Annotated in this window: 20 protein-coding genes; 8 read left to right on the top strand and 12 right to left on the bottom strand. The window is 68.8% G+C overall.

Features of this window, described 5'->3' with window-relative positions; all coding sequences use genetic code 11:
* Positions 1–498: 498 nt before the first annotated feature.
* The 3 genes from MFF64_RS01140 to MFF64_RS01130 all read left to right on the top strand — a co-directional run bounded on the left by MFF64_RS01140 (position 499) and on the right by MFF64_RS01130 (position 1,846).
* Entirely contained in the window at positions 499–1,167 is a 669-nt protein-coding gene (locus tag MFF64_RS01140) for an acyl-homoserine-lactone synthase (RefSeq protein WP_099903620.1), read from the top strand.
* A gap of 89 nt (positions 1,168–1,256) precedes the next feature.
* On the top strand, positions 1,257–1,490 hold the full coding sequence (locus MFF64_RS01135) for a hypothetical protein (RefSeq protein ID WP_099903622.1): 234 nt from the start codon (positions 1,257–1,259) through the stop codon (positions 1,488–1,490).
* Positions 1,487–1,846, top strand: coding sequence for a hypothetical protein (locus MFF64_RS01130; protein ID WP_099903624.1), 360 nt, complete (start codon positions 1,487–1,489; stop codon positions 1,844–1,846). The genes MFF64_RS01135 and MFF64_RS01130 overlap by 4 nt, the downstream gene beginning before the upstream one ends.
* Positions 1,847–1,897: 51 nt before the next feature.
* Here MFF64_RS01130 and ugpA read toward each other — a convergent pair whose 3' ends face one another.
* The 10 genes from ugpA to MFF64_RS01080 form a co-directional block, all read right to left on the bottom strand.
* The gene (gene ugpA, locus MFF64_RS01125; protein WP_099903626.1) at positions 1,898–2,782 is read right to left on the bottom strand and encodes a sn-glycerol-3-phosphate ABC transporter permease UgpA; all 885 of its coding nucleotides are present in this window, start codon (positions 2,780–2,782) and stop codon (positions 1,898–1,900) included.
* 4 nt (positions 2,783–2,786) lie between these two features.
* Positions 2,787–4,115 carry a sn-glycerol-3-phosphate ABC transporter substrate-binding protein UgpB gene (gene ugpB, locus MFF64_RS01120; RefSeq protein WP_238189189.1) on the bottom strand — a complete coding sequence of 443 codons (1,329 nt, stop codon included), beginning with the start codon at positions 4,113–4,115 and terminating at the stop codon, positions 2,787–2,789.
* Positions 4,116–4,482: 367 nt separating this feature from the next.
* Positions 4,483–6,159, bottom strand: a complete 1,677-nt coding sequence (locus MFF64_RS01115) for a thiamine pyrophosphate-binding protein (protein ID WP_099902145.1) — start codon at positions 6,157–6,159, stop codon at positions 4,483–4,485.
* Between the two features lie 42 nt (positions 6,160–6,201).
* On the bottom strand, positions 6,202–7,374 hold the full coding sequence (locus MFF64_RS01110; protein ID WP_238189187.1) for a CaiB/BaiF CoA transferase family protein: 1,173 nt from the start codon (positions 7,372–7,374) through the stop codon (positions 6,202–6,204).
* 126 nt (positions 7,375–7,500) lie between these two features.
* Entirely contained in the window at positions 7,501–8,553 is a 1,053-nt protein-coding gene (locus tag MFF64_RS01105; protein ID WP_099906567.1) for an ABC transporter ATP-binding protein, read from the bottom strand.
* Positions 8,554–8,581: 28 nt separating this feature from the next.
* Positions 8,582–9,424, bottom strand: a complete 843-nt coding sequence (ugpE, locus tag MFF64_RS01100) for a sn-glycerol-3-phosphate ABC transporter permease UgpE (RefSeq protein ID WP_099906569.1) — start codon at positions 9,422–9,424, stop codon at positions 8,582–8,584.
* Between the two features lie 238 nt (positions 9,425–9,662).
* Entirely contained in the window at positions 9,663–10,658 is a 996-nt protein-coding gene (locus MFF64_RS01095) for an adenosine kinase (protein WP_099906571.1), read from the bottom strand.
* Positions 10,659–10,727: 69 nt separating this feature from the next.
* Positions 10,728–11,279, bottom strand: a complete 552-nt coding sequence (locus MFF64_RS01090) for a Uma2 family endonuclease (protein ID WP_238189185.1) — start codon at positions 11,277–11,279, stop codon at positions 10,728–10,730.
* A gap of 52 nt (positions 11,280–11,331) precedes the next feature.
* On the bottom strand, positions 11,332–11,859 hold the full coding sequence (locus tag MFF64_RS01085; RefSeq protein ID WP_099906573.1) for a Uma2 family endonuclease: 528 nt from the start codon (positions 11,857–11,859) through the stop codon (positions 11,332–11,334).
* 48 nt (positions 11,860–11,907) lie between these two features.
* Positions 11,908–12,222: a hypothetical protein gene (locus MFF64_RS01080; RefSeq protein WP_099906575.1), complete on the bottom strand. Its 315-nt coding sequence runs from the start codon at positions 12,220–12,222 to the stop codon at positions 11,908–11,910.
* 112 nt (positions 12,223–12,334) lie between these two features.
* Here MFF64_RS01080 and msrQ point away from each other — a divergent pair, with 112 nt between their 5' ends.
* The gene (msrQ, locus tag MFF64_RS01075) at positions 12,335–13,225 is read left to right on the top strand and encodes a protein-methionine-sulfoxide reductase heme-binding subunit MsrQ (protein WP_099906578.1); all 891 of its coding nucleotides are present in this window, start codon (positions 12,335–12,337) and stop codon (positions 13,223–13,225) included.
* Positions 13,226–13,229: 4 nt separating this feature from the next.
* Here the strand turns inward: msrQ and MFF64_RS01070 are convergent, their stop codons facing one another.
* Positions 13,230–13,367 carry a hypothetical protein gene (locus tag MFF64_RS01070; RefSeq protein WP_165795835.1) on the bottom strand — a complete coding sequence of 46 codons (138 nt, stop codon included), beginning with the start codon at positions 13,365–13,367 and terminating at the stop codon, positions 13,230–13,232.
* A gap of 12 nt (positions 13,368–13,379) precedes the next feature.
* Positions 13,380–13,904: a hypothetical protein gene (locus MFF64_RS01065; RefSeq protein WP_238189183.1), complete on the bottom strand. Its 525-nt coding sequence runs from the start codon at positions 13,902–13,904 to the stop codon at positions 13,380–13,382.
* A gap of 455 nt (positions 13,905–14,359) precedes the next feature.
* On the opposite strand from MFF64_RS01065, the gene cyoA reads away from it, so the two are divergent.
* Genes cyoA through cyoD form a run of 4 tightly spaced genes read left to right on the top strand, consistent with a single transcriptional unit; the run spans position 14,360 to position 18,358 of the window.
* Positions 14,360–15,193 (top strand): ubiquinol oxidase subunit II, encoded by an 834-nt coding sequence (cyoA, locus tag MFF64_RS01060; protein WP_238189181.1) that lies wholly within the window; start codon positions 14,360–14,362, stop codon positions 15,191–15,193.
* Positions 15,194–15,195: 2 nt separating this feature from the next.
* Entirely contained in the window at positions 15,196–17,205 is a 2,010-nt protein-coding gene (locus MFF64_RS01055; protein ID WP_099904273.1) for a cbb3-type cytochrome c oxidase subunit I, read from the top strand.
* Complete coding sequence (gene cyoC / locus MFF64_RS01050; RefSeq protein ID WP_099904271.1) at positions 17,202–17,897, top strand: cytochrome o ubiquinol oxidase subunit III; 696 nt, start codon at positions 17,202–17,204, stop codon at positions 17,895–17,897. Before MFF64_RS01055 ends, cyoC begins: the two co-directional genes overlap by 4 nt.
* Entirely contained in the window at positions 17,894–18,358 is a 465-nt protein-coding gene (gene cyoD, locus MFF64_RS01045; protein ID WP_099904269.1) for a cytochrome o ubiquinol oxidase subunit IV, read from the top strand. The genes cyoC and cyoD overlap by 4 nt, the downstream gene beginning before the upstream one ends.
* Positions 18,359–18,363: the final 5 nt, after the last annotated feature.

The following is an 18,363-nucleotide window of genomic DNA, read 5'->3' as shown; positions in this document are numbered from 1 at the left end:
GCCCCGCGCCGCTGAGCGTGGCGAGAGCGACGCGTCGACATGCGGGCGTGAACGGATGCCTGCCCGCTCGCGCACGCGAACACTCCTGGTCCCCACCAGCCGGGATCGGCCGGCGGGGTGAAGTGCGCGACACCGGAGGGTCGGACCGGGCGCGTGTCGGCGGCCACTCGCGGTGCGCGTGCTCTGGCAACCGTACCGTGAGCCGCCGGGCCACGCCTGATGGTCGTCGGGCATCGTGTCCCAGCAGTTCGGAGCCAATGGTCTGCCTCCCCCGACGGCCGGTCCGTACGCACGACGCAGGTCAAGTCTCCGCCCATCAAGTCTTGCCCATCAAGTCTTTGCGGCAGCGCTGCCACCTACGATCTTGGGGTGATTGTATAGCTCGAACGGCCTAACGATCGGCACGATGTAAAAGTCGGCCCTTCCCTCACTATTTTTCGGGATACCGGGAAGCCCTCTCATCTGCGCGAATGCTGCCAGAGCGAGAGAGATACCCGCATGATCCGGCTTCACGTCATCGATCGTACGAACCGCAGTGCTTACGCCGATGCCATCGATCAGCACCATGTTCTGCGCAAGAAAATTTACATGGACGAACAAAAATGGCGTGCGCTCCGCGCGATCGACGGCCGCGAGATCGATCAGTTCGACGCTGACAGCACCGTGTATCTCCTCGCGATCGGGGTGGACGGCGAGGTTGCGGGAGGCACGCGCCTGCTGCCGTCCGTCGGGCCGACGCTGCTGAGCGAGGTGTTTCCGCAACTGGCCAGGGAGCGCGGCTTCGAGCGGGCGCCGGAGATCTGGGAGTGGACCCGCTTCTTCGTCGCGCCCCGCTTTCGTGAGGACAAGCGGCTGTCGCGGGTGGCCGGGATCGTCGCGACGGGCATGATCGAGTATTGTCTCGACCAGCGGATTCCACGCATGAACGTGGTCGCCGAGGCCTACTGGATCCCGAAGGTCTCCGCCCTCGGCTGGCGCCCGCGGCCTCTGGGTCTGCCCCTCGCCCATGAGGGGCTGTCGATCTGTGCCTTCACGATCGAGATGACCGAGGACGCCCTGCAGGCGACCCGCGCCGTCTACGGGATCGACGCGCCGTCCCTGGTCCGGCCGAAAAGCCTCTTTCCCACCTACGACCTTCCTGCACCCGACCATGCTCTGTCGGCTTGAGTCGCCTCCCTCCTGGCTCCTCCCCGACCATCGACCCTGCCGGCCCGGGCCCGGCCCTGGCGCGGCCTGACAGCGTAAGGTCGCAAGCGATGCCGCGTCACGACGACACCCACCTCTCCGCCCCGACCCTCCGCGGCGTGCGACCGCCGGCCCGGCCGCAAGCTCCGGCCGACCGCCTGGCCGAGCACCTGATCGAGGCCTACCGGCACGCCGCCGAATGCGAGGACCCGGTCGCCCTCGACCTGATCCGGCTCGCGCTCTGGCATGTCGGCCGAACCTACTCGCCCTCGGCGGCGCAGGCCGCGGAGGAGCATTGGTCATGACCCTCGGCGCATCCCATTCCACCCGGCCCCGCGCCCACCGCGGGACGGCCCATTCCAAGACTCGCTTCGCACCCGACCAGGCACGCACGATGGCGCCCGCTCTCCACTCCCCCCTGTCGTCTTCCGGCCTTTCACAGGCCGCCCGGGCCGAGATCCAGGCCCTGCGCCTCGCTGCCGGTATCCTCGACCTGCAACGCACCGCGAGCCCGGAGATCCGCGACCTGCCCTCCGTGCAGGCGATGATCCGCGCAGCGACGGCGGTCTTCGACGAACTCGGCTTCGGTGAGGATTGCGAGGCCGATCGGACGGATGTCGTCCTGACCGGCGCGGCGTCGCGTCTGCTCTTGCCCGGTTGAGGCGCCTCGACCCCTTCCCCCGCGCGGGGCGGAGGGAAGGGGCCAGGACTATCAGTACGCCACCCGCTTCTCGACGTAGCGGAACTGGATCGCGGTGAGCCCGATCACGATCGCCATCAGCACCACCGACTGGGCGGCCGAGCCGCCGAGATCGGCGCCGATGCGGCCGTCCTGGTAGACCTTGTAGACCAGGGTCTGGGTCGCCCGCCCGGGGCCGCCATGGGTGAGCACGTCGATGACGCCGAACGTCTCGCAGAAGGCGTAGACGACATTCACGACCATCAGGAAGAACGTGGTCGGCGAGAGCAGCGGGAAGACGATGGTCCAGAATCGCCGCGCCGGGCCGGCGCCGTCGATCGCCGCCGCCTCGATCACGCTGGCGGGGATCGCCTGGAGGCCGGCGAGGAAGAACAGGAAATTGTAGGAGACCTGCTTCCAGGCCGCCGCCATCACCACCAGGATCATGGCGTGGTTCCCGTCCAGCAGCGGGTTCCACGGGATGCCGATCTGGTTGAGGCCGCGGGCGATCAGCCCGAGGCCGGGCTGGAACAGGAATCCGAACAGCACGCCCGCCACGGCGGGGGCCACCGCGTAGGGCCAGATCAGAAGGGTGCGGTAGATCCCGGCACCGCGGATCTCCCGGTCTGCCATCGCGGCGAGCAGCAGCGCGAAGCCGAGCGAGAGCCCCGCCACCGCAATGGCAAAGACCAGCGTGGTGACGAGGGCCTGGTAATAGCCCGGGTCCGTGAACAGGGCCCGGTAATTCTCGAACCAGACGAACTCCGTCGAGAGCCCGAACGCGTCCTGCATCTGGAACGACTGCCAGACCGCCTGCACCGCCGGCCAGTAGAAGAACAGGCCGACGATCAGGAGCTGCGGCGCGATCAGCGCCGCCGGCAGCAGCCGGCCTCCGAAGGTGACGCGCTCAGGAGCCATGAGGTTACCGTCCGGCCTGCTTCTCGAACTGGCGCAGCATCGCGTTGCCGCGGGTCGCCGCCTCGTCGAGAGCCTGCTTGGCGGTCTTCTTGCCGGCCAGCGTCGCCTCGATCTCCTCGGCCCACAGGTCGCGCATCTGCGGCAGGTTGCCGAGGCGCAAGCCCCGGGAGTTCTCGGTCGGCGGCTTGTTGGTCAGCTCCTTGATCGGCACCTCGAGCGCCGGGTTCTTGGCGTAGAATCCGTCGGCCTTGGACTTCTCGTAGGCCGCCTTGGTGATCGGCATGTAGCCAGTGGTCTGGTGCAGCTTCGCCTGCCGGTCGGTGTCGGACAGGAAGCTGAAGAACTTCGCCACGCCCTTGTACTCGTCGGGCTTCTTGCCGCCCATCACCCACAGGGAGGCGCCACCGATGATGCTGTTCTGCGGCGCGCCCGGCACGTCGGGATAGTAGGGCATCGGCGCCGAGGCCCAGGCGAACTTCGCCGCCGACCTGACGTTGCCGTAGGAGCCGGACGAGCCGAACATGATCGGGCACTCGCCGGCGGTGAAGCGGCCGAAGCCGCTGTCGTAGCGTCCCGAGTAGTCGAAGGTCTTGTCCTTCTGCGCCTCGGCCAGGTTGCCGATGTGCTTGACCTGCAGCGGACCGTTGATCTCGAGCGTGGTGTCGAGGCCGTCCATGCCGTTGGCCTTGGTGGCGACGGGCAGGTTGTGCCAGGCCGAGAGCTGCTCGATGTTGAGCCAGGTGACCCAGGTGGTCGAGAAGCCGCAATTCGGGAAGCCGTTCTGCGTCAGCTTCTTGGCCGCCGCGAACAGGTCCGGCCACGTCTTCGGCGGCTCGGAGAGCCCGATGGACTTCAGGGCGTCGAGGTTGGCCCACATCACCATTGACGACGAGTTGAACGGAAACGAGAGCATCTCGCCCTTGGTCGTCGAGTAGTAGCCGGTGATCGCCGGCAGGTAGGCGTTCGGGTCGAAGGGCTCGCCCGCGTCCTTCATCAGCTGGTAGACTGGCTTGATCGCGCCCTTGGCCGACATCATCGTGGCGGTGCCGACCTCGAACACCTGCATGATGTGCGGCGCGGTGCCGGCGCGGAAGGCCGCGATGCCGGCATTCAGCGTCTCGCCGTAATTGCCCTTGTAGGTGGGTACCACCTTGTAGTCGCTCTGCGCGGCGTTGAACTCGTCGGCGAGGCGGTTGACGGCGTCGTTGTTGGCGCCCGTCATCGCGTGCCACCATTGCAGCTCGGTCACGGCGAGCGCCGGGGTCGCCGCGAGGGCCGTCGTCGCCAGGCCGAGGCCGGCGAGCACGATGCGGATCGTCTGGGTGGGGGCCATCGGGTTGTCGTCTCCTCGTGTGCGGCCCCTCATGCGGGGCCGGCATGACAGTCCGACGACAACGGCGCCGGCCGGCACGCGGCCCGCACCGTCTCGGGCGGCGGGGCACTTGTTAGTAGCTGGCTAAGCACAGCCGTGCCCGGCGGACAAGGGAGGTTGTGAGACTCTGTTCGACCTGAGCGACGGCGTTCAGTTCCTCGACCGTCATTCCGGGGCCGTGAAGCAGAGCCCGCGATCCAGACACTCAGGTCGTTCAGGACAAGGTCGAATGCGCTCCGCCTCGTTCCCAGCACCTGCGGTTCTGGATCCAGCTCTTCGCTTGCGCGGCCCCGGGACGACGCGGACGGCTTTCGAGTCCGTCCGCGGATTACGGCCGCTTCCGGTCGCGCAGGGCCTGGATCGTCGTCGTCGGGGTGATCGCCTCGGGGTCGATCGGACAGTGCAGGATCGCCGGCAGGCCTGAGGCGATCGCCCGTGCCAGGGCCGCCGGGAAGTCCTCAGTGCGTTCGACCCGCTCGCCGTAGCCGCCGAAGGCCGCGGCGTAGGCGGCGAAATCGGGGTTCTTCAGGGCGGTGCCGGAGACGCGGCCGGGATATTCCCGCTCCTGGTGCATCCGGATCGTGCCGTACATGCCGTTATCGACCAGGATCACGATGATCGGCAGGCCGTATTGCACGGCGGTGGCGAAGTCCTGGCCGTTCATCAGGAAGTCGCCGTCGCCCGACACGCACACCACGGTGCGCTCCGGCAGCAGGCGCTTGGCGCCGATGGCGGCGGGTACGCCGTAGCCCATCGAGCCCGAGGTCGGGGCGAGTTGGCCGTCATGGGCGCGGAACGGCCAGAAGCGATGGACCCAGGTGGCGAAGTTGCCGGCGCCGTTGCACAGGATCGCGTCCGCCGGCAGCGCCTCGCGCAAGTGGGCCATCACGCCGCCGAGCTGGAGCGTGCCGGGCGTGGTGATCCGGGTGGGATCGCTCCAGGTCAGGTAATCGGCGTGCAGCGCCTCGGTGCCGGCGGCCCAGGGCAGGTCGCGGGGCGGCTGCACCGTCTCGATCGCCGCCGCGAAGGCGGTCGGGCTGGCGTTGATCGCGAGGGCCGGGCTGTAGACCCGTCCCAGCTCCTCCGGGTCCGGATGGACGTGGACGAGTTTCTGGCGCGGCCCCGGAATGTCGAGCAGCGTGTAGCCCTGCGAGGGGATCTCCGACAGCCGCCCGCCGACGACGAGCAGCAGGTCGGAGTCCTTGATCCGGGCGAGCAGCTTCGGGTTGACGCCGAGGCCGAGATCGCCGGCGTAGCAGCGATGATCGGCCGGGAAATGGCCCTGGCGCCGGAACGAGCAGGCGACGGGGAGCGAGAACAGATCGGCGAAGCGGGAGAAGCGCCGTACCGCCTCCGCCGACCAGCGGCTGCCGCCGAGGATCGCGAAGGGTTTCTGGGCCTGCGCCAGCATGGTCTGCAGCGCGACCATCTGGGCGAGGGCCGGATGGGTCTCGACCGGCCGGTAGGCGGGCGCGTCCGCGACCGTCGCGGTCTCGGTCAGCATGTCCTCAGGGAGAGCGATCACCACCGGACCTGGCCGGCCGGCGGTGGCGACGTGGAAGGCGCGGGCGATCAGCTCGGGGATGCGGTCGGCGCTGTCGATCTCCGTCACCCACTTGGCGATGGTGCCGAACACCGCCCGGTAATCGAGCTCCTGGAACGCCTCGCGCTCGCGCGCCGCCCGCTCGATCTGGCCGACGAACAGAATCATCGGGGTCGAGTCCTGCCGGGCGATGTGCAGGCCGGGCGCCGCGTTGGTGGCGCCGGGGCCGCGGGTGACGAAGCAGATGCCCGGCTTGCCCGTGAGCTTGCCGTGCGCCTCCGCCATCATCGCCGCGCCACCCTCCTGCCGGCAGACGGTGAGGCGGATCTCGGCGTCGTGCAGCGCGTCGAGCACCGCGAGGTAGCTTTCCCCAGGAACGCAGAAGATGTCGCCGACGCCGTGGCGGGCGAGCTGATCCACCAGGATCTGCCCGCCGGTGCGGGGGCGGGGGGCGTCGGTCATGGGTATGTCCTCCAGCAATCTCTCAGGCGTAACCGGTCTGCGTCACCCGCCCCAGGCCGGATCCGCCAGCACGCTCTCGGTATGGTCCCCCACCTGCGGCGAGGCGGTGTCCGCCGCCATCGGCACGCCGTCGATGACGATCGGCGAGCGCACGCTCGGGATCGTGCCGCCCTTCGCCCGCGGCTCGGGGAGGTCGAGGCGCAGGCCGCGATGGACCACCTGCGGGTCGGAAAAAACCTCGGCGAGGTCGTTGATCGGGCCGACCGGCACGTTGACGGCGCCGAGCCGCGCCAGCAGGTCCGCCTTGCTGTGGCGGCTGGTCTCGGCACTGATGAGCGGGATCAGCACGTCGCGGCGGGTGACCCGGCCCGGATTGGTGGCGTAGTCCGGGTCGAGGTGCCAGGCGGTGCCGAGCACGCCGCAGAGCTTCTGGAACTGCCCGTCATTGCCGCAGGCGACGATGATGTGGCCGTCGGCGGTCGGGAAGACCTGGTAGGGAACGATGCTGGTATGCTCGTTGCCCATCCGCGGCGGCAGCAGCCCGGAGACGAGATAGACCAGGGCCTGGTTGCCGAGCACCGAGACCTGGGTGTCGAGGAGCGCCATGTCGATGTGGCAGCCCTTGTCCGTCGCGTGCCGGCCCTGGAGGGCGGCGAGGATCGCGACGGTGCCGTAGACCCCGGTGAACACGTCCGCGAAGGCGACCGCAGTCTTGACCGGCTCGCCCTGGGGCTCGCCGGTGAGCGACATGATCCCGCCGAGGCCCTGGATCATGAAATCGTAGCCGGCGCGCGGCGCGTAGGGGCCGTCCTGGCCGAAGCCGGTGACCGAGCAGGTGATCAGCCGCGGATTGAGCGCGCTCAAGCTCTCATGGTCGAGGCCGTACTTCTTCAGGCCGCCGACCTTGAAGTTCTCGATCACCACGTCGGCGTGGGTGGCGAGCTTGCGCACCACCGCCTGGCCTTCCGCGGTCTCGAAATCCGCCGCGACCGAGCGCTTGCCGCGGTTCGTCGAGTGGAAATACGAGGCCGACAGCGTCCCGCCGTCCGCACCCGCGACGAAGGGCGGACCCCAGGACCTCGTATCGTCCCCGACACCCGGCCGCTCGACCTTGACCACGTCGGCGCCGAGATCCGCCAGGAGCTGGCCGATCCACGGACCGGCCAGGATGCGGGCGAGTTCGAGCACCTTGATGCCGGCAAGCGGTTTGTGCACGAGAAACGAGCCTCCCGTCGTCGCGCCTCCCGTTCGCGGGATGGCGCGTCAGACCCCGCTTCCCGGGATCGTGGTCCGCTTGCATACGACGCGGCTCAGGCAGCGGGAAAGCCCGCCCGCTTCCGGTCAGCCCTGCGCCAGCCGCCGTCCGGTGGTGGGGTCGAACAGGTGCAGGGCGGAGGGCTCGATCGCGAGGCGCACCGTGTCGCCCTCCTGCGGCGCGGATCCCGCCGGAACCTGCACCGCCACGTCGGTGCCGGCGAGCGGCCCGTGCAGCAGTCGCGTCGCGCCGAGTTCCTCCACGAAGGCGATCCGGAAGGGGAGGCCGGCCTCGGCGATCCGCAGGTCCTCGGGCCGGATGCCGGCCTCGACCGCGGTGCCGGCAATCAGGCCGGCCGCCGGGATCACCGTCCCGTCGATCCGAACGCCCCCCGCCACCGCTTCGGCGGGCAGGATGTTCATCGGCGGCGAGCCCATGAAGGTCGCGACGTAGCGGGTGGCGGGGCGGCGGTAGATCTCGATCGGGGTGCCGACCTGCTCGATCTGGCCGCCATTCATCACCACCAGCCGGTCGGCCATGGTCATCGCCTCGACCTGGTCGTGGGTGACGTAGACCGTGGTGACGCCGAGCTGGCGCTGCAGGCGGCGGATCTCGACCCGCATCTGCACCCGGAGCTTGGCGTCGAGGTTCGACAGGGGCTCGTCGAACAGGAACACTTGCGGCTTGCGGACGATCGCCCGCCCCATGGCGACGCGCTGGCGCTGGCCGCCCGACAGCTGGCGCGGGTAGCGGGTCAGCATCGCCTCGAGGCCGAGGAGCCGCGCCGCCTCCTTCACCCGGGTCTCGATCTCGGGCTTCGGCGTACCGCGGTTGCGCAACCCGTAGGCGAGATTGTCGTAGACGCGCATGTGGGGATAGAGCGCGTAATTCTGGAACACCATCGCGATGTCGCGGTCGGCCGGCTCGACGTCGTTGACCGTGCGGTCGCCGATGGTGATCGCTCCCGAAGTCACGGTCTCGAGGCCGGCGATCATCCGCAGCACGGTGGACTTGCCGCAGCCCGAGGGACCGACGAGGACGCAGAAGGCGCCGTCCGGCACGTCCAGCGAGACGCCGCGCACCGCGTCGACGCCGCCGGAATAGGTCTTGCGCAGTTGATCGAGGGCGAGGCCGGCCATCAGACGCGTCCGATCGTACGGAAAGAGGTCACTTCTCGGTCTCCACCAGGCCGCGCACGAACAGCTTCTGCATCGCGAACACCACCACGACCGGCGGCAGCATCGCCAGCACGGCGGTCGCCATGACGATCTGCCACTCGGTGAGCTGGTCGGTGATCGAGGTCATCTTGCGCAGGCCGATCACCACCGTCTGCATGTCGTCGCGGGTGGTGACGAGGAGCGGCCAGAGATACTGATTCCAGCCGTACAGGAACTGGATCACGAACAGGGCCGCCATCGTGGTGCGCGAGAGCGGCAGCAGGGTGTCGAGGAAGAACCGCACCGGTCCGGCCCCGTCGATGCGGGAGGCCTCGACGAGCTCGTTCGGCACCGTGAGGAAGAACTGACGGAACAGCAGCGTCGCGGTCGCCGAGGCGATCAGCGGCAGGGCGAGGCCCGCATAGGTGTCGAGGAGCTGGAGGTCGGCCGCGACCTTGTAGGTCGGGTAGATCCGCACCTCGACCGGCAGCATCAGGGTGACGAAGATCGCCCAGAACGCGGTCTGCCGGAACGGAAACCGGAAGTAGATCAGCGCGTAGGCCGAGAGCAGCGAGATGAAGATCTTCCCCAGCGCGATGGCAAGCGCCATGATCGTGCTGTTGAGCAGCATCAGTCCGACGGGAGCGCCGGCCATGCCGGACTCGGTCAGTGCGCGCCGGTAGGTCTCGAGGCCGTGGCCGCCCGGCCAGAGCGGCATCTGGCCGTTGGCGATGGTGGCAGCGTCATGGGTCGAGCCGATCAGCGCCAGGTAGACCGGGAAGACGACGATGCCGACCCCGAGGCAGAGCACGAGATGCGGGATCAGGTTGCCGAAGCGGCGGTTCTCGACCAATGGGGGGCCGCTCCCTGGCGGATGGTTTCTTGTCTCGGTGCCGCACCGGCGTGACGGGCGTGCGACAGCTCCTAGCACCCGTCAAGCTCTGACGGAAGCGCCGCCCGCCCGGTCGGTCCTTATTCCCTCGCGCCTTCGCATCCACGTGTCGACGCGAAGGCGACCGGCGCATCAGCGCCGGCGCCCGTTCGGGCTTGCCTGGCACCGTCGAACGCGTCCGCTCGAAGGTGCGGCGGTATTACAGGCCGGCCTGGCCGGCGAGCGCCTTGAGGTCCGCCTGCGGCCGGGCGCCGATATGGGAGATCACTTCCGCTGCCGCCACCGCGCCGAGGCGGGCACAGTCGGCGTGGTCGAGGCCGCGGGCGAGGCCGGCGAGGAAGCCCGCAGCGAACAGGTCGCCGGCGCCGGTCGTGTCGACCACCTCGCGCACGGGCGAGGCCGGCACCGACTTCGTCTCGGTCCCGGACACCACCAGGGCGCCCTCCTCGGAGCGGGTGACGACGCCGAGGAGCCCCTTTTCCTGGCGCAGGGCCGCGACCGCCGTGTCGGCGTCAGAGGTCTGGTACAGGCTCTTCAGCTCGTGGATGTTGGCGAACAGGATGTCGAGGCTGCCGTCGCGGATCAGGCCTAGGAACTCGTCGCGGTAGCGATCGACGCAGAACGCATCGGACAGGGTCAGCGCCACCTTGTTGCCGGCACCATGGGCGATCTTGGCCGCCTTGCGGAACGCCTCCTTCGCGGCCGGCGGGTCCCACAGATAGCCCTCGAGATAGACGTGGCGGGCGCCCCTCACGACGTCCTCGTCCACGTCCGCCGCGGAGAGGCCCTGGCACGCGCCCAGATAGGTGTTCATGGTGCGCTCGCCGTCCGGCGTCACGAGCACGAAGCAGCGCGCCGTCGCCGGGCCCTCAGCCGCAGGGGCGACACCGAACTGCACGCCGGTGGCGTTGAGGTCGTGGGCGAAGAGCCGGCCGAGCTCGTCGTCCCGCACCTTGCCGATGAAGCCTGCCCGGGCGCCCAGCACCGCCGCACCCACCGCCGTGTTGGCGCCCGAGCCGCCCGAGATGACCGTGGCCGGGCCCATCACCCCGAACAGATGCTCGGCCCGCGCCTCGTCGATGAGCTGCATCGCGCCCTTGTGCACGCCCTCGCGCACCAGGAAGGCCTCGTCGGTGCGGGCCATCACGTCGACGATGGCGTTGCCGAGGACGAGGAGGTCGAGGGAGTCGGTCATGCAGGGGCTCGCGCGCGAGAGGTTGGGCCGCCTGTCGCATCCGCCGCACGGGGGGTCAAGCGCGGGGCCTCACGGCTCCTCGAACAGCGACGCGACGGGGAGTTCGAGGCCTGGCGGGTCGAGGACGAGGGTACCGTCCTGAACGAAGGCGGTCTCGGTCCCGTCGCCGGCGCGGCGGTGATGGACGACGGTGCGTCGGTCCGGATCGACCATGAGGTAATGATGGATGCTCGGTACCTGGAAGTAGCCGGTGAGCTTCTCGCTCGCATCGGTCCGGCGGGTGCTCGGCAACGAGACTTCGACGACGATGACCGGGTTCTTCACCTCGACTGCGTCGGGGTGGATTCGGGGGCCGCAATAGACCAGGGCGTCCGGCTCGTAGGTCGTGCGGGTGTCGACGCGGACGGTCATCCCGTCCGGCATCGCTTCGCATGCAACACCTGCGGAGCGCACCGCGCTCCGCAGAGCATCGAAGACTGCGACCCGTGTCCTGGCGTGACGCGCCCGCTCGGCCGCCACCGCGTACACCTCGCCCTGCACGAGTTCGTAGCGTCCCGGATTGTCTTCGCTCCAGGCCAGGTACTCGTCGACGCTCATGCGGGTCTGCGGGAGCGGCTTCATCGCGCTGAACCTGTCGGGAGTCATTCCTGCGGCAGGAATCGTAGCACGGTGGTCATCGTTCGCCGAAGAGGTCCGCCACCGCGAGCGCCATTCCCGGCGGATCGAGCGCCATGCTCCCCTCGGTGACGATCCGGGTCTCGATCGCCGTGCCGGTCCGGCGATGATGGATCACGCAAGGACGCCGGGGATCGATCAGGAGGTAGTGCACCACGCTCGGCAGCAGGAAATAGCCGGCGAGCTTCGCCCCGGCATCGACCGACCGGGTCCCGGGCGACAGCACCTCGACGACGATCACCGGCGGCGGCGGCTCGACTGCGTCGGGATCCATCCGGGGGCCGCAATAGACCAGGGCATCCGGTTCGTAGGCGGTGTGGGCGTCGATCCGCACGGTCATGCCGTCGGGCAACATCTCGCAAGGAGAGCTCAGCGCCCTCACGCCGCGGTCGAGGGCGGCCTGGACGGCGAATTTCACCCGCGCGTGCCGAGCCCGTTCCGGCGCCATCGCGAAAACCTCGCCGTCGACGAGTTCGTGGCGGCCCGGCACCGTGGCGGTCCAGGCGAGGAACGCGTCGACGTTCATGCGGGATCGGGGCAGGCCGGCCATGGGCGCGAGCCTACCACGCTGCCGTCACTGCATCGACTGCATCTCGCAATTGGCATACGCCACGCTGCCGTCGGCGTAGGCCTTGAGCTTGCGGGCATAGGCCTCGGCGCCCGTGCGGTAGGGGCCGAGCTGCGCGTTGTAGGCCTTGATCCCGTCGTTGTAGGTGTAGGCCTCCCAGCCCGGGCAGCCGCCCTTGGCGTCGAGGCAGGCGGGCTTCTGCGGCAGGGCGGGCTTGACCGGCTTCTCGCTCACCGGCGGCGGGGCCGGCGGGGTGGGACAGGCGGCCTGCGCCGTGGGTGTCAGCAGCAGCAGGAGGGCGGCGAGGGCTTTGCGCGGCACGGCGGATCTCCTCAGGGTGCCGTCTCTCACGCCATCGTGTGGTCGGCGGATCGGGTCAAACCTCCGCTCGCGGCTTATCTGTGGCGCATTCCGCACTGCACCCGGTTCCCGAATGCCCGCCCACCCCCGGATGTCCTATCCCCGCTTGGCCTATCCTTGGCTCGACCGCGCCGGCCGCCTGTCCCGGTTCAAGCTCGCGGTCTTCCTCCTCGCCCTCGCGCCCGGCCTGTGGTTCACCGCGGCCTATGCTCTCGACCGTCTCGGCGCCAAGCCTCTCACAGCCTACCTGCACGCCATGGGCGACTGGTCGGTGCGGTTCCTGATCCTCTCGCTCGCGGTCACGCCGATGCGGCGCATCGCCAACGCGCCCAAGCTGATCCTGGTGCGGCGGATGCTGGGGCTCACCGCGCTCGCCTACGCGTTGATCCACTTCACGCTCTACATCGTCGACCAGAAGTTCGACCTCGCCCGGGTGGCGAGCGAGATCGTGTTTCGCATCTACCTCACCATCGGGTTCGCGGGCCTGCTCGGCCTCGTGGTGCTCGGCATCACCTCGACGGACGGGATGATCCGCCGGCTCGGCAAGGCCTGGCCGCGGCTGCACCGGCTGGTCTACCTGCTCACCGCTTTGGCACTGCTGCACTTCTTCCTGCAATCGAAGATCGACGTCTCGAAGCCGGTCTACTGGAGCGGTCTGTTCCTGGCCCTGATGGGCTGGCGGCTGATGCATCATCTCAAGGTACCGACCGCTCCGCTGCCGCTCCTGGGCTTGAGCCTCGCGGCCGGCCTCGCGACGGCGGGGCTGGAGGCCCTGTGGTACGCGCTCGCCACAGGCGTGCCGGCCGACGCCGTGCTCGCCGCCAATCTCGACTTCTCCTACGATGTGCGCCCGGCCTGGTGGGTGCTCGGCACGGTGATCCTGATTGTGCCGCTCAACCTGTGGCAGAACCGGACGGCCTCCGGCGGACGGGGTCCCGTGGCGCGGCCCGCGCCCGCGCGCTGACGCGTCACGGCTGCAATGTTCCTTGCGGCCGGCCGTGCCGGGTGCGGGCGGCGTCGCCGTCCATCCGGTGCACCCGCACCGGAATCGACTTCGCCGCCGGGGTCATGCTGCCGATGGCGTCATGCCAGAGCGGCAGGAGCACGTTCGCCTCCGGCTAATGAACGCCGACGCAGCCGATGGGGATGTCGTAATCGACGATGGTGAGCCCCGGCAGCTCGCGCCGAACTCCGTCGTCCGCGACCGTCTCCACCCGCACCATCGCCCCGCCGGTGAGGCCGAGCCGGTCGATACCGAGGCAGTCCATCAGCAGCGCGTCGCGGGTGCCCTTGATGCCGCGGAAGCGGTCGTCGTAGCCGAACACCGTGGTGTCGAACTGGTCGTTGCTGCGCAGGGTCATCATCCGGAACGCGTCCAGGCCGTCCCCCGGCATGTCGTGGTCCTCGTCGAGCCCCGTCAGCGTGACGACGTTGGCCTTGCCGGTCCGGGCGTGCCACTGGCGCTTGCAGGCCGGCATCGGCCGCTGGAAGCCGCCGGGCCCCCACATCCGCCGGCCGTCATCGTGGAAGGTCTCGGGATAGGTCTTGCCGATCGACCCGCGGATCAAACGGCAATCGTCGCACCATGCGTCCCACGAGATCTTCGGGTTCGGCTCCAGCACGCGCTTGTCCGGCTCCGCCACGAGCCGGATCTCGCTGAGCAGATGCGGTGAGGCCGGCCGTCGCCTCCGGGGCGGTCCGCGTCAGGCCGGCCCGGCGCTCCGGCTCGATGAGTCAAACGCCCGTGTCAAAGTCACGACTGCGGAGCCATAGATGTTCTCTGGCGGAGAGCCCGGCTAAAGATACGACAATCCCTGTCAACTTAACATGAAGCAGTGCAGGGACGGTCGATCGGCGGCACGAAGGGTGCGGAAAGTCCGACCGACCATGCGCTGGATCGATCGGGTGCGCCGGAGGGCCGTATGCGCCGCAGCCAACCTCACGGAGATGCCGCGAAGTCTCTATCCGCATCTTCCCTTGCGGCGTTGCGATGACGGCTGCTGCGACCCTGCCACCGCGCCGGCGGACGAGAGTCCCCGCCGCGTCTCTCCGAATCGCGGCCGTCGTCATCCCCGGACTCGTCCTGTCCGGCTGCCAGATGAGCCTGCTCAACGCCAAGGGCCCGGTCGGTGCGGACGAGGCCAACATCCTGGTCGTCGCCTCGATCATCATGCTCGCCATCATCGTGCCGACGATGATCGTCACGCTGGTCTTCGCCTGGTGGTTCCGCGCCTCCAACCCACGGGCGCATTACCGGCCGGACTGGGCCTTCTCCGGCAAGATCGAGCTCGTCGTCTGGTCGGTGCCGTTCCTCACCATCGTGTTCCTCGGCGGCATCGCCTGGATCGGGGCGCACCGACTCGATCCGGCGGTGCCGCTCGAGTCCGACAAGCCACCCCTGCGGGTGCAGGTCGTGTCGCTCGATTGGAAGTGGCTCTTCATCTACCCCGAGCAGCAGGTCGCCTCAGTCAATGAACTCGTCGTACCGGTCGGCACGCCGGTGCAGTTCATCCTGACCTCGAGCAGCGTCTGGAACTCGTTCTTCGTGCCGCGGCTCGGAAGCATGATCTACACGATGCGAGGCATGACCTCGCAGCTCAACCTGATGGGCGATCAGGAGGCCACGCTGCACGGCCTCTCGACGCATTTCAGCGGCGACGGCTTCCCCCACATGCAGTTCCCGGCCCGCGTCGTGCCGGATGGCGCCTTCACCGACTGGATCCAGCGCGCCAAGGGCGGCCCACCACTCGACACGGCGGCCTATGGCGAGCTTGCCAAGCAGAGCGTCGTCGACATGCCCGTCACCTACGGCAGCGTCGAGCCCGACCTGTTTCGCCGCATCGTCGACCAGACCATCCCGAAGGGCCCCGGCCCGGGTCGGGAGGGCGACAACGGCGCCCCGCCGAACGTCAAACCCAAAGGGGGCTCGTGAGCATGCTCGGCAAGCTGACCTGGTCGGCGATCCCGTTCGACCAGCCGATCCCGCTCGTCGCCGCGGCCTTGGTCGGCCTCGTCCTTCTCGGCGTCATCGCCTGGGTCGCGATCGCCGGCTGGCTGCCGTACCTGTGGCGCGAGTGGATCACCAGCGTCGACCACAAGCGCATCGGCGTGATGTACGTCCTCCTCGGGCTCGTGATGCTGATCCGCGGCTTCTCCGACGCGATCCTGATGCGCTCGCACCAGGCGCTCGCCTACAACGCGCCGGGCTACCTGCCGCCGGAGCACTACGACCAGATCTTCTCCGCCCACGGCACGATCATGATCTTCTTCGGCGCGATGCCGTTCATGATCGGGCTGATGAATTTCGTCGTGCCGCTGCAGCTCGGCGTGCGCGACGTCGCCTTCCCGACCCTCAATTCGGTCAGCTTCTGGCTCACCGCGACGGGCGCGCTCCTCGTCAACGTCTCGCTGGTTGTGGGCGAGTTCGCCCGCACCGGCTGGTGGCCGTCGCCGCCGCTCTCGGAAACCACCTACTCGCCCGGGGTCGGCGTCGATTACTACCTCTGGGCGATCCAGATCTCCGGCATCGGCACGCTGATGTCCGGCGTCAATCTCGTCACCACCATCCTCAAGATGCGGGCGCCGGGCATGAGCTACCTGCGCATGCCGATGTTCTGCTGGACCGCGCTCGCCTCGAACCTCCTCATCATCGCGGCCTTCCCGATCCTGACCGCGACGCTCGCGATGCTGACCCTCGACCGATACCTCGGCTTCCACTTCTTCACCGACGAGGCCGGCGGCAACTCGATGCTGTTCATGAACCTGTTCTGGGCCTGGGGGCACCCGGAGGTCTACATCCTGGCGCTGCCGGCCTACGGCATCTTCTCCGAGGTGATCTCGACCTTCTCGGGCAAGCCGCTCTTCGCCTACCGCTCGATGGTCTGGGCGACGCTGGCGATCTGCCTGCTCTCTTTCACGGTCTGGCTGCACCATTTCTTCACCATGGGGCCGGGCGGCGACGTCAACGGCGTGTTCGGCATCACCTCGATGATCATCGCGGTGCCGACCGGGGTGAAGATCTTCGACTGGATGTTCACGATGTATGGCGGCCGCGTGCGGTTCACCACGCCGATGCTGTGGTCGGTGGCGTTCCTCGTCACCTTCGTGGTCGGCGGCGCCACCGGCGTGCTCCTGGCGATCCCGCCGGCCGACTTCGTGCTGCACAACTCGCTGTTCCTGGTCGCCCACTTCCACAACGTCATCGTCAGCGCGGTCGTGTTCGCGGCCTTCGCCGGCTACACCTACTGGTTCCCGAAGGCCTTCGGCTTCACCCTTGACGAGTGGTGGGGCAAGGCGGCGTTCTGGTTCTCTCTGATCGGCTACGTCTGGGTGTTCACGCCGCTCTACGTCGTCGGCCTGATGGGCATGACCCGGCGGCTGCAGCACTTCTCCGTCGCCGAATGGTATCCGTGGATCGTTGCGGCGAGCCTCGGCGTGATCGTGATGGTGGTCGGCGTGGTCTGCCAGGTGGTGCAGCTCGTCGTCAGCATCCGCCGCCGCGAGCAGTTGCGCGACGTCACCGGCGATCCGTGGGACGGGCGTTCCCTCGAATGGGCCACCGCCTCGCCGCCCCCCTCGTTCAACTTCGCGGTGATGCCGCATGTCGAGGGTGAGGAGGCCTACTGGGCGATCAAGCAGCGCGCCCGCGAGCAGGCGCGCCTGCGCGAGGAGCCGGATTACGAGCCGGTCGAGATGCCGCTCAACAGCCCGACCGGCGTCGTCTGCGCCTTCTTCGCGACCCTCGTGGGCTTCGCGATGATCTGGTACATCTGGTGGCTCGCCGCCCTCGGATTGGCCGGTGCCTTCGCCACCTTCGTGGTCTTCGCCTGGCGCGACCGGGTCGAGTACGAGATCCCGGCGGACGCCGTCGCGCGCATCAACCGCCTCAACCGGGCGAGCCGCCTCGAGGCCTTGCAGCAGGCCCGGCGCAAGGAGGCCGCATGAGCGACTCGGCGGCGATTCCGGGCGCTCTCCCGGGCGTGGTGCCGATCCGGCGCGACCCCAACCATCTTGGCCACCATGCCCGCGGGGAGGGCGAGACCCGGGCCACCGGGCGCGGCATCGGGGGGCCGTCGCCGAAGCGCATCGTCGTCGGCTACGGCTTCTGGATCTTCCTCCTCAGCGACATCGTGATGTTCGCCGCGTTCTTCGCGGCCTACGCGGTTTTGCGCGGCGGCACTGCCGGCGGGCCCGGCCCGGCGGAGCTGTTCGACTATACCAACGTGGCGATCGAGACGGTCCTGCTGCTGTTCTCGAGCTTTGCCTGCGGCATCGCCTCCCTGGCGCTCGACGCCCGCCGGGCCCTGGTCTTCCAGGCCGCGATGGCGGTGACCTTCCTCCTCGGAGCCGGCTTCCTGGCCCTGGAACTGCGCGAATTCGCGGATCTCATCGCCCGCGATGCCGGCCCGACCCGCAGCGCCTTCCTGTCGGCCTTCTTCACCGTGGTCGGCTGCCACGGCCTACACGTCACGGTCGGGCTGCTCTGGCTGCTCACCATGATGGCGCAGGTCTTCGCCAAGGGGTTTCGCGAGGACATCCTGCGCCGCGTGATGTGCTTCTCGCTGTTCTGGCACGCCCTCGACATCGTCTGGGTCGCCGTCTTCACGGTCGTCTACCTGATGGGGTCCGCCGCATGAGCTACACCGAGGACCGGGCGCACGCCGACGTCGCCCCCGGCGACGAATACGCCCACGAGGAATTCGGGACGGGCCTGCGCAGCTACCTGATCGGGCTGGGGCTGGCGCTCCTGCTCACCGCCGCCTCGTTCTGGGTCGCGCAGACCAAGATCATGTGGGCGCCGGCGATCCCCGTCGCGCTCCTCACCTTCGCCATCGCCCAGATGGGCGTGCACCTCGTCTTCTTCCTCCACCTCACCAGCGGGCCGGACAACACCAACAACATCATGGCGCTGGCGTTCGGAGTCCTGATCGTCTTCCTGCTGTTCGGTGGCACAGTGTGGATCATGCACCACATGAACTACAACATGATGGCGCCGGTCGAGGGCGGGGTGAAGATGCCGCTGCAGAAGGGCGTGCCGCTGCAGCCGGAGCCGCAGCGGGGGGGATCGATGCAGCATGGGGGTGGTGGGCATCATTGAGGACT

Origin of the sequence: Methylobacterium frigidaeris (assembly GCF_022179185.1) — a bacterium.
GTDB classification, from domain to species: domain Bacteria; phylum Pseudomonadota; class Alphaproteobacteria; order Rhizobiales; family Beijerinckiaceae; genus Methylobacterium; species Methylobacterium frigidaeris.
Note: the sequence above shows the minus strand (reverse complement) of the source record. Positions and strands in the feature narration are given on the sequence as shown.

Bases quoted from the DNA above. Each gene is read 5' to 3' on its own strand.
- MFF64_RS01140 (WP_099903620.1), top strand. From the start codon at position 499: ATGATCCGGCTTCACGTCATCGATCGTACGAACCGCAGTGCTTACGCC.
- MFF64_RS01135 (WP_099903622.1), top strand. From the start codon at position 1,257: ATGCCGCGTCACGACGACACCCACCTCTCCGCCCCGACCCTCCGCGGC.
- MFF64_RS01130 (WP_099903624.1), top strand. From the start codon at position 1,487: ATGACCCTCGGCGCATCCCATTCCACCCGGCCCCGCGCCCACCGCGGG.
- ugpA (WP_099903626.1), bottom strand. From the start codon at position 2,782: ATGGCTCCTGAGCGCGTCACCTTCGGAGGCCGGCTGCTGCCGGCGGCG.
- ugpB (WP_238189189.1), bottom strand. From the start codon at position 4,115: ATGGCCCCCACCCAGACGATCCGCATCGTGCTCGCCGGCCTCGGCCTG.
- MFF64_RS01115 (WP_099902145.1), bottom strand. From the start codon at position 6,159: ATGACCGACGCCCCCCGCCCCCGCACCGGCGGGCAGATCCTGGTGGAT.
- MFF64_RS01105 (WP_099906567.1), bottom strand. From the start codon at position 8,553: ATGGCCGGCCTCGCCCTCGATCAACTGCGCAAGACCTATTCCGGCGGC.
- MFF64_RS01095 (WP_099906571.1), bottom strand. From the start codon at position 10,658: ATGACCGACTCCCTCGACCTCCTCGTCCTCGGCAACGCCATCGTCGAC.
- MFF64_RS01090 (WP_238189185.1), bottom strand. From the start codon at position 11,279: ATGAAGCCGCTCCCGCAGACCCGCATGAGCGTCGACGAGTACCTGGCC.
- MFF64_RS01085 (WP_099906573.1), bottom strand. From the start codon at position 11,859: ATGAACGTCGACGCGTTCCTCGCCTGGACCGCCACGGTGCCGGGCCGC.
- msrQ (WP_099906578.1), top strand. From the start codon at position 12,335: ATGCCCGCCCACCCCCGGATGTCCTATCCCCGCTTGGCCTATCCTTGG.
- cyoA (WP_238189181.1), top strand. From the start codon at position 14,360: ATGAGCCTGCTCAACGCCAAGGGCCCGGTCGGTGCGGACGAGGCCAAC.
- MFF64_RS01055 (WP_099904273.1), top strand. From the start codon at position 15,196: ATGCTCGGCAAGCTGACCTGGTCGGCGATCCCGTTCGACCAGCCGATC.
- cyoC (WP_099904271.1), top strand. From the start codon at position 17,202: ATGAGCGACTCGGCGGCGATTCCGGGCGCTCTCCCGGGCGTGGTGCCG.
- cyoD (WP_099904269.1), top strand. From the start codon at position 17,894: ATGAGCTACACCGAGGACCGGGCGCACGCCGACGTCGCCCCCGGCGAC.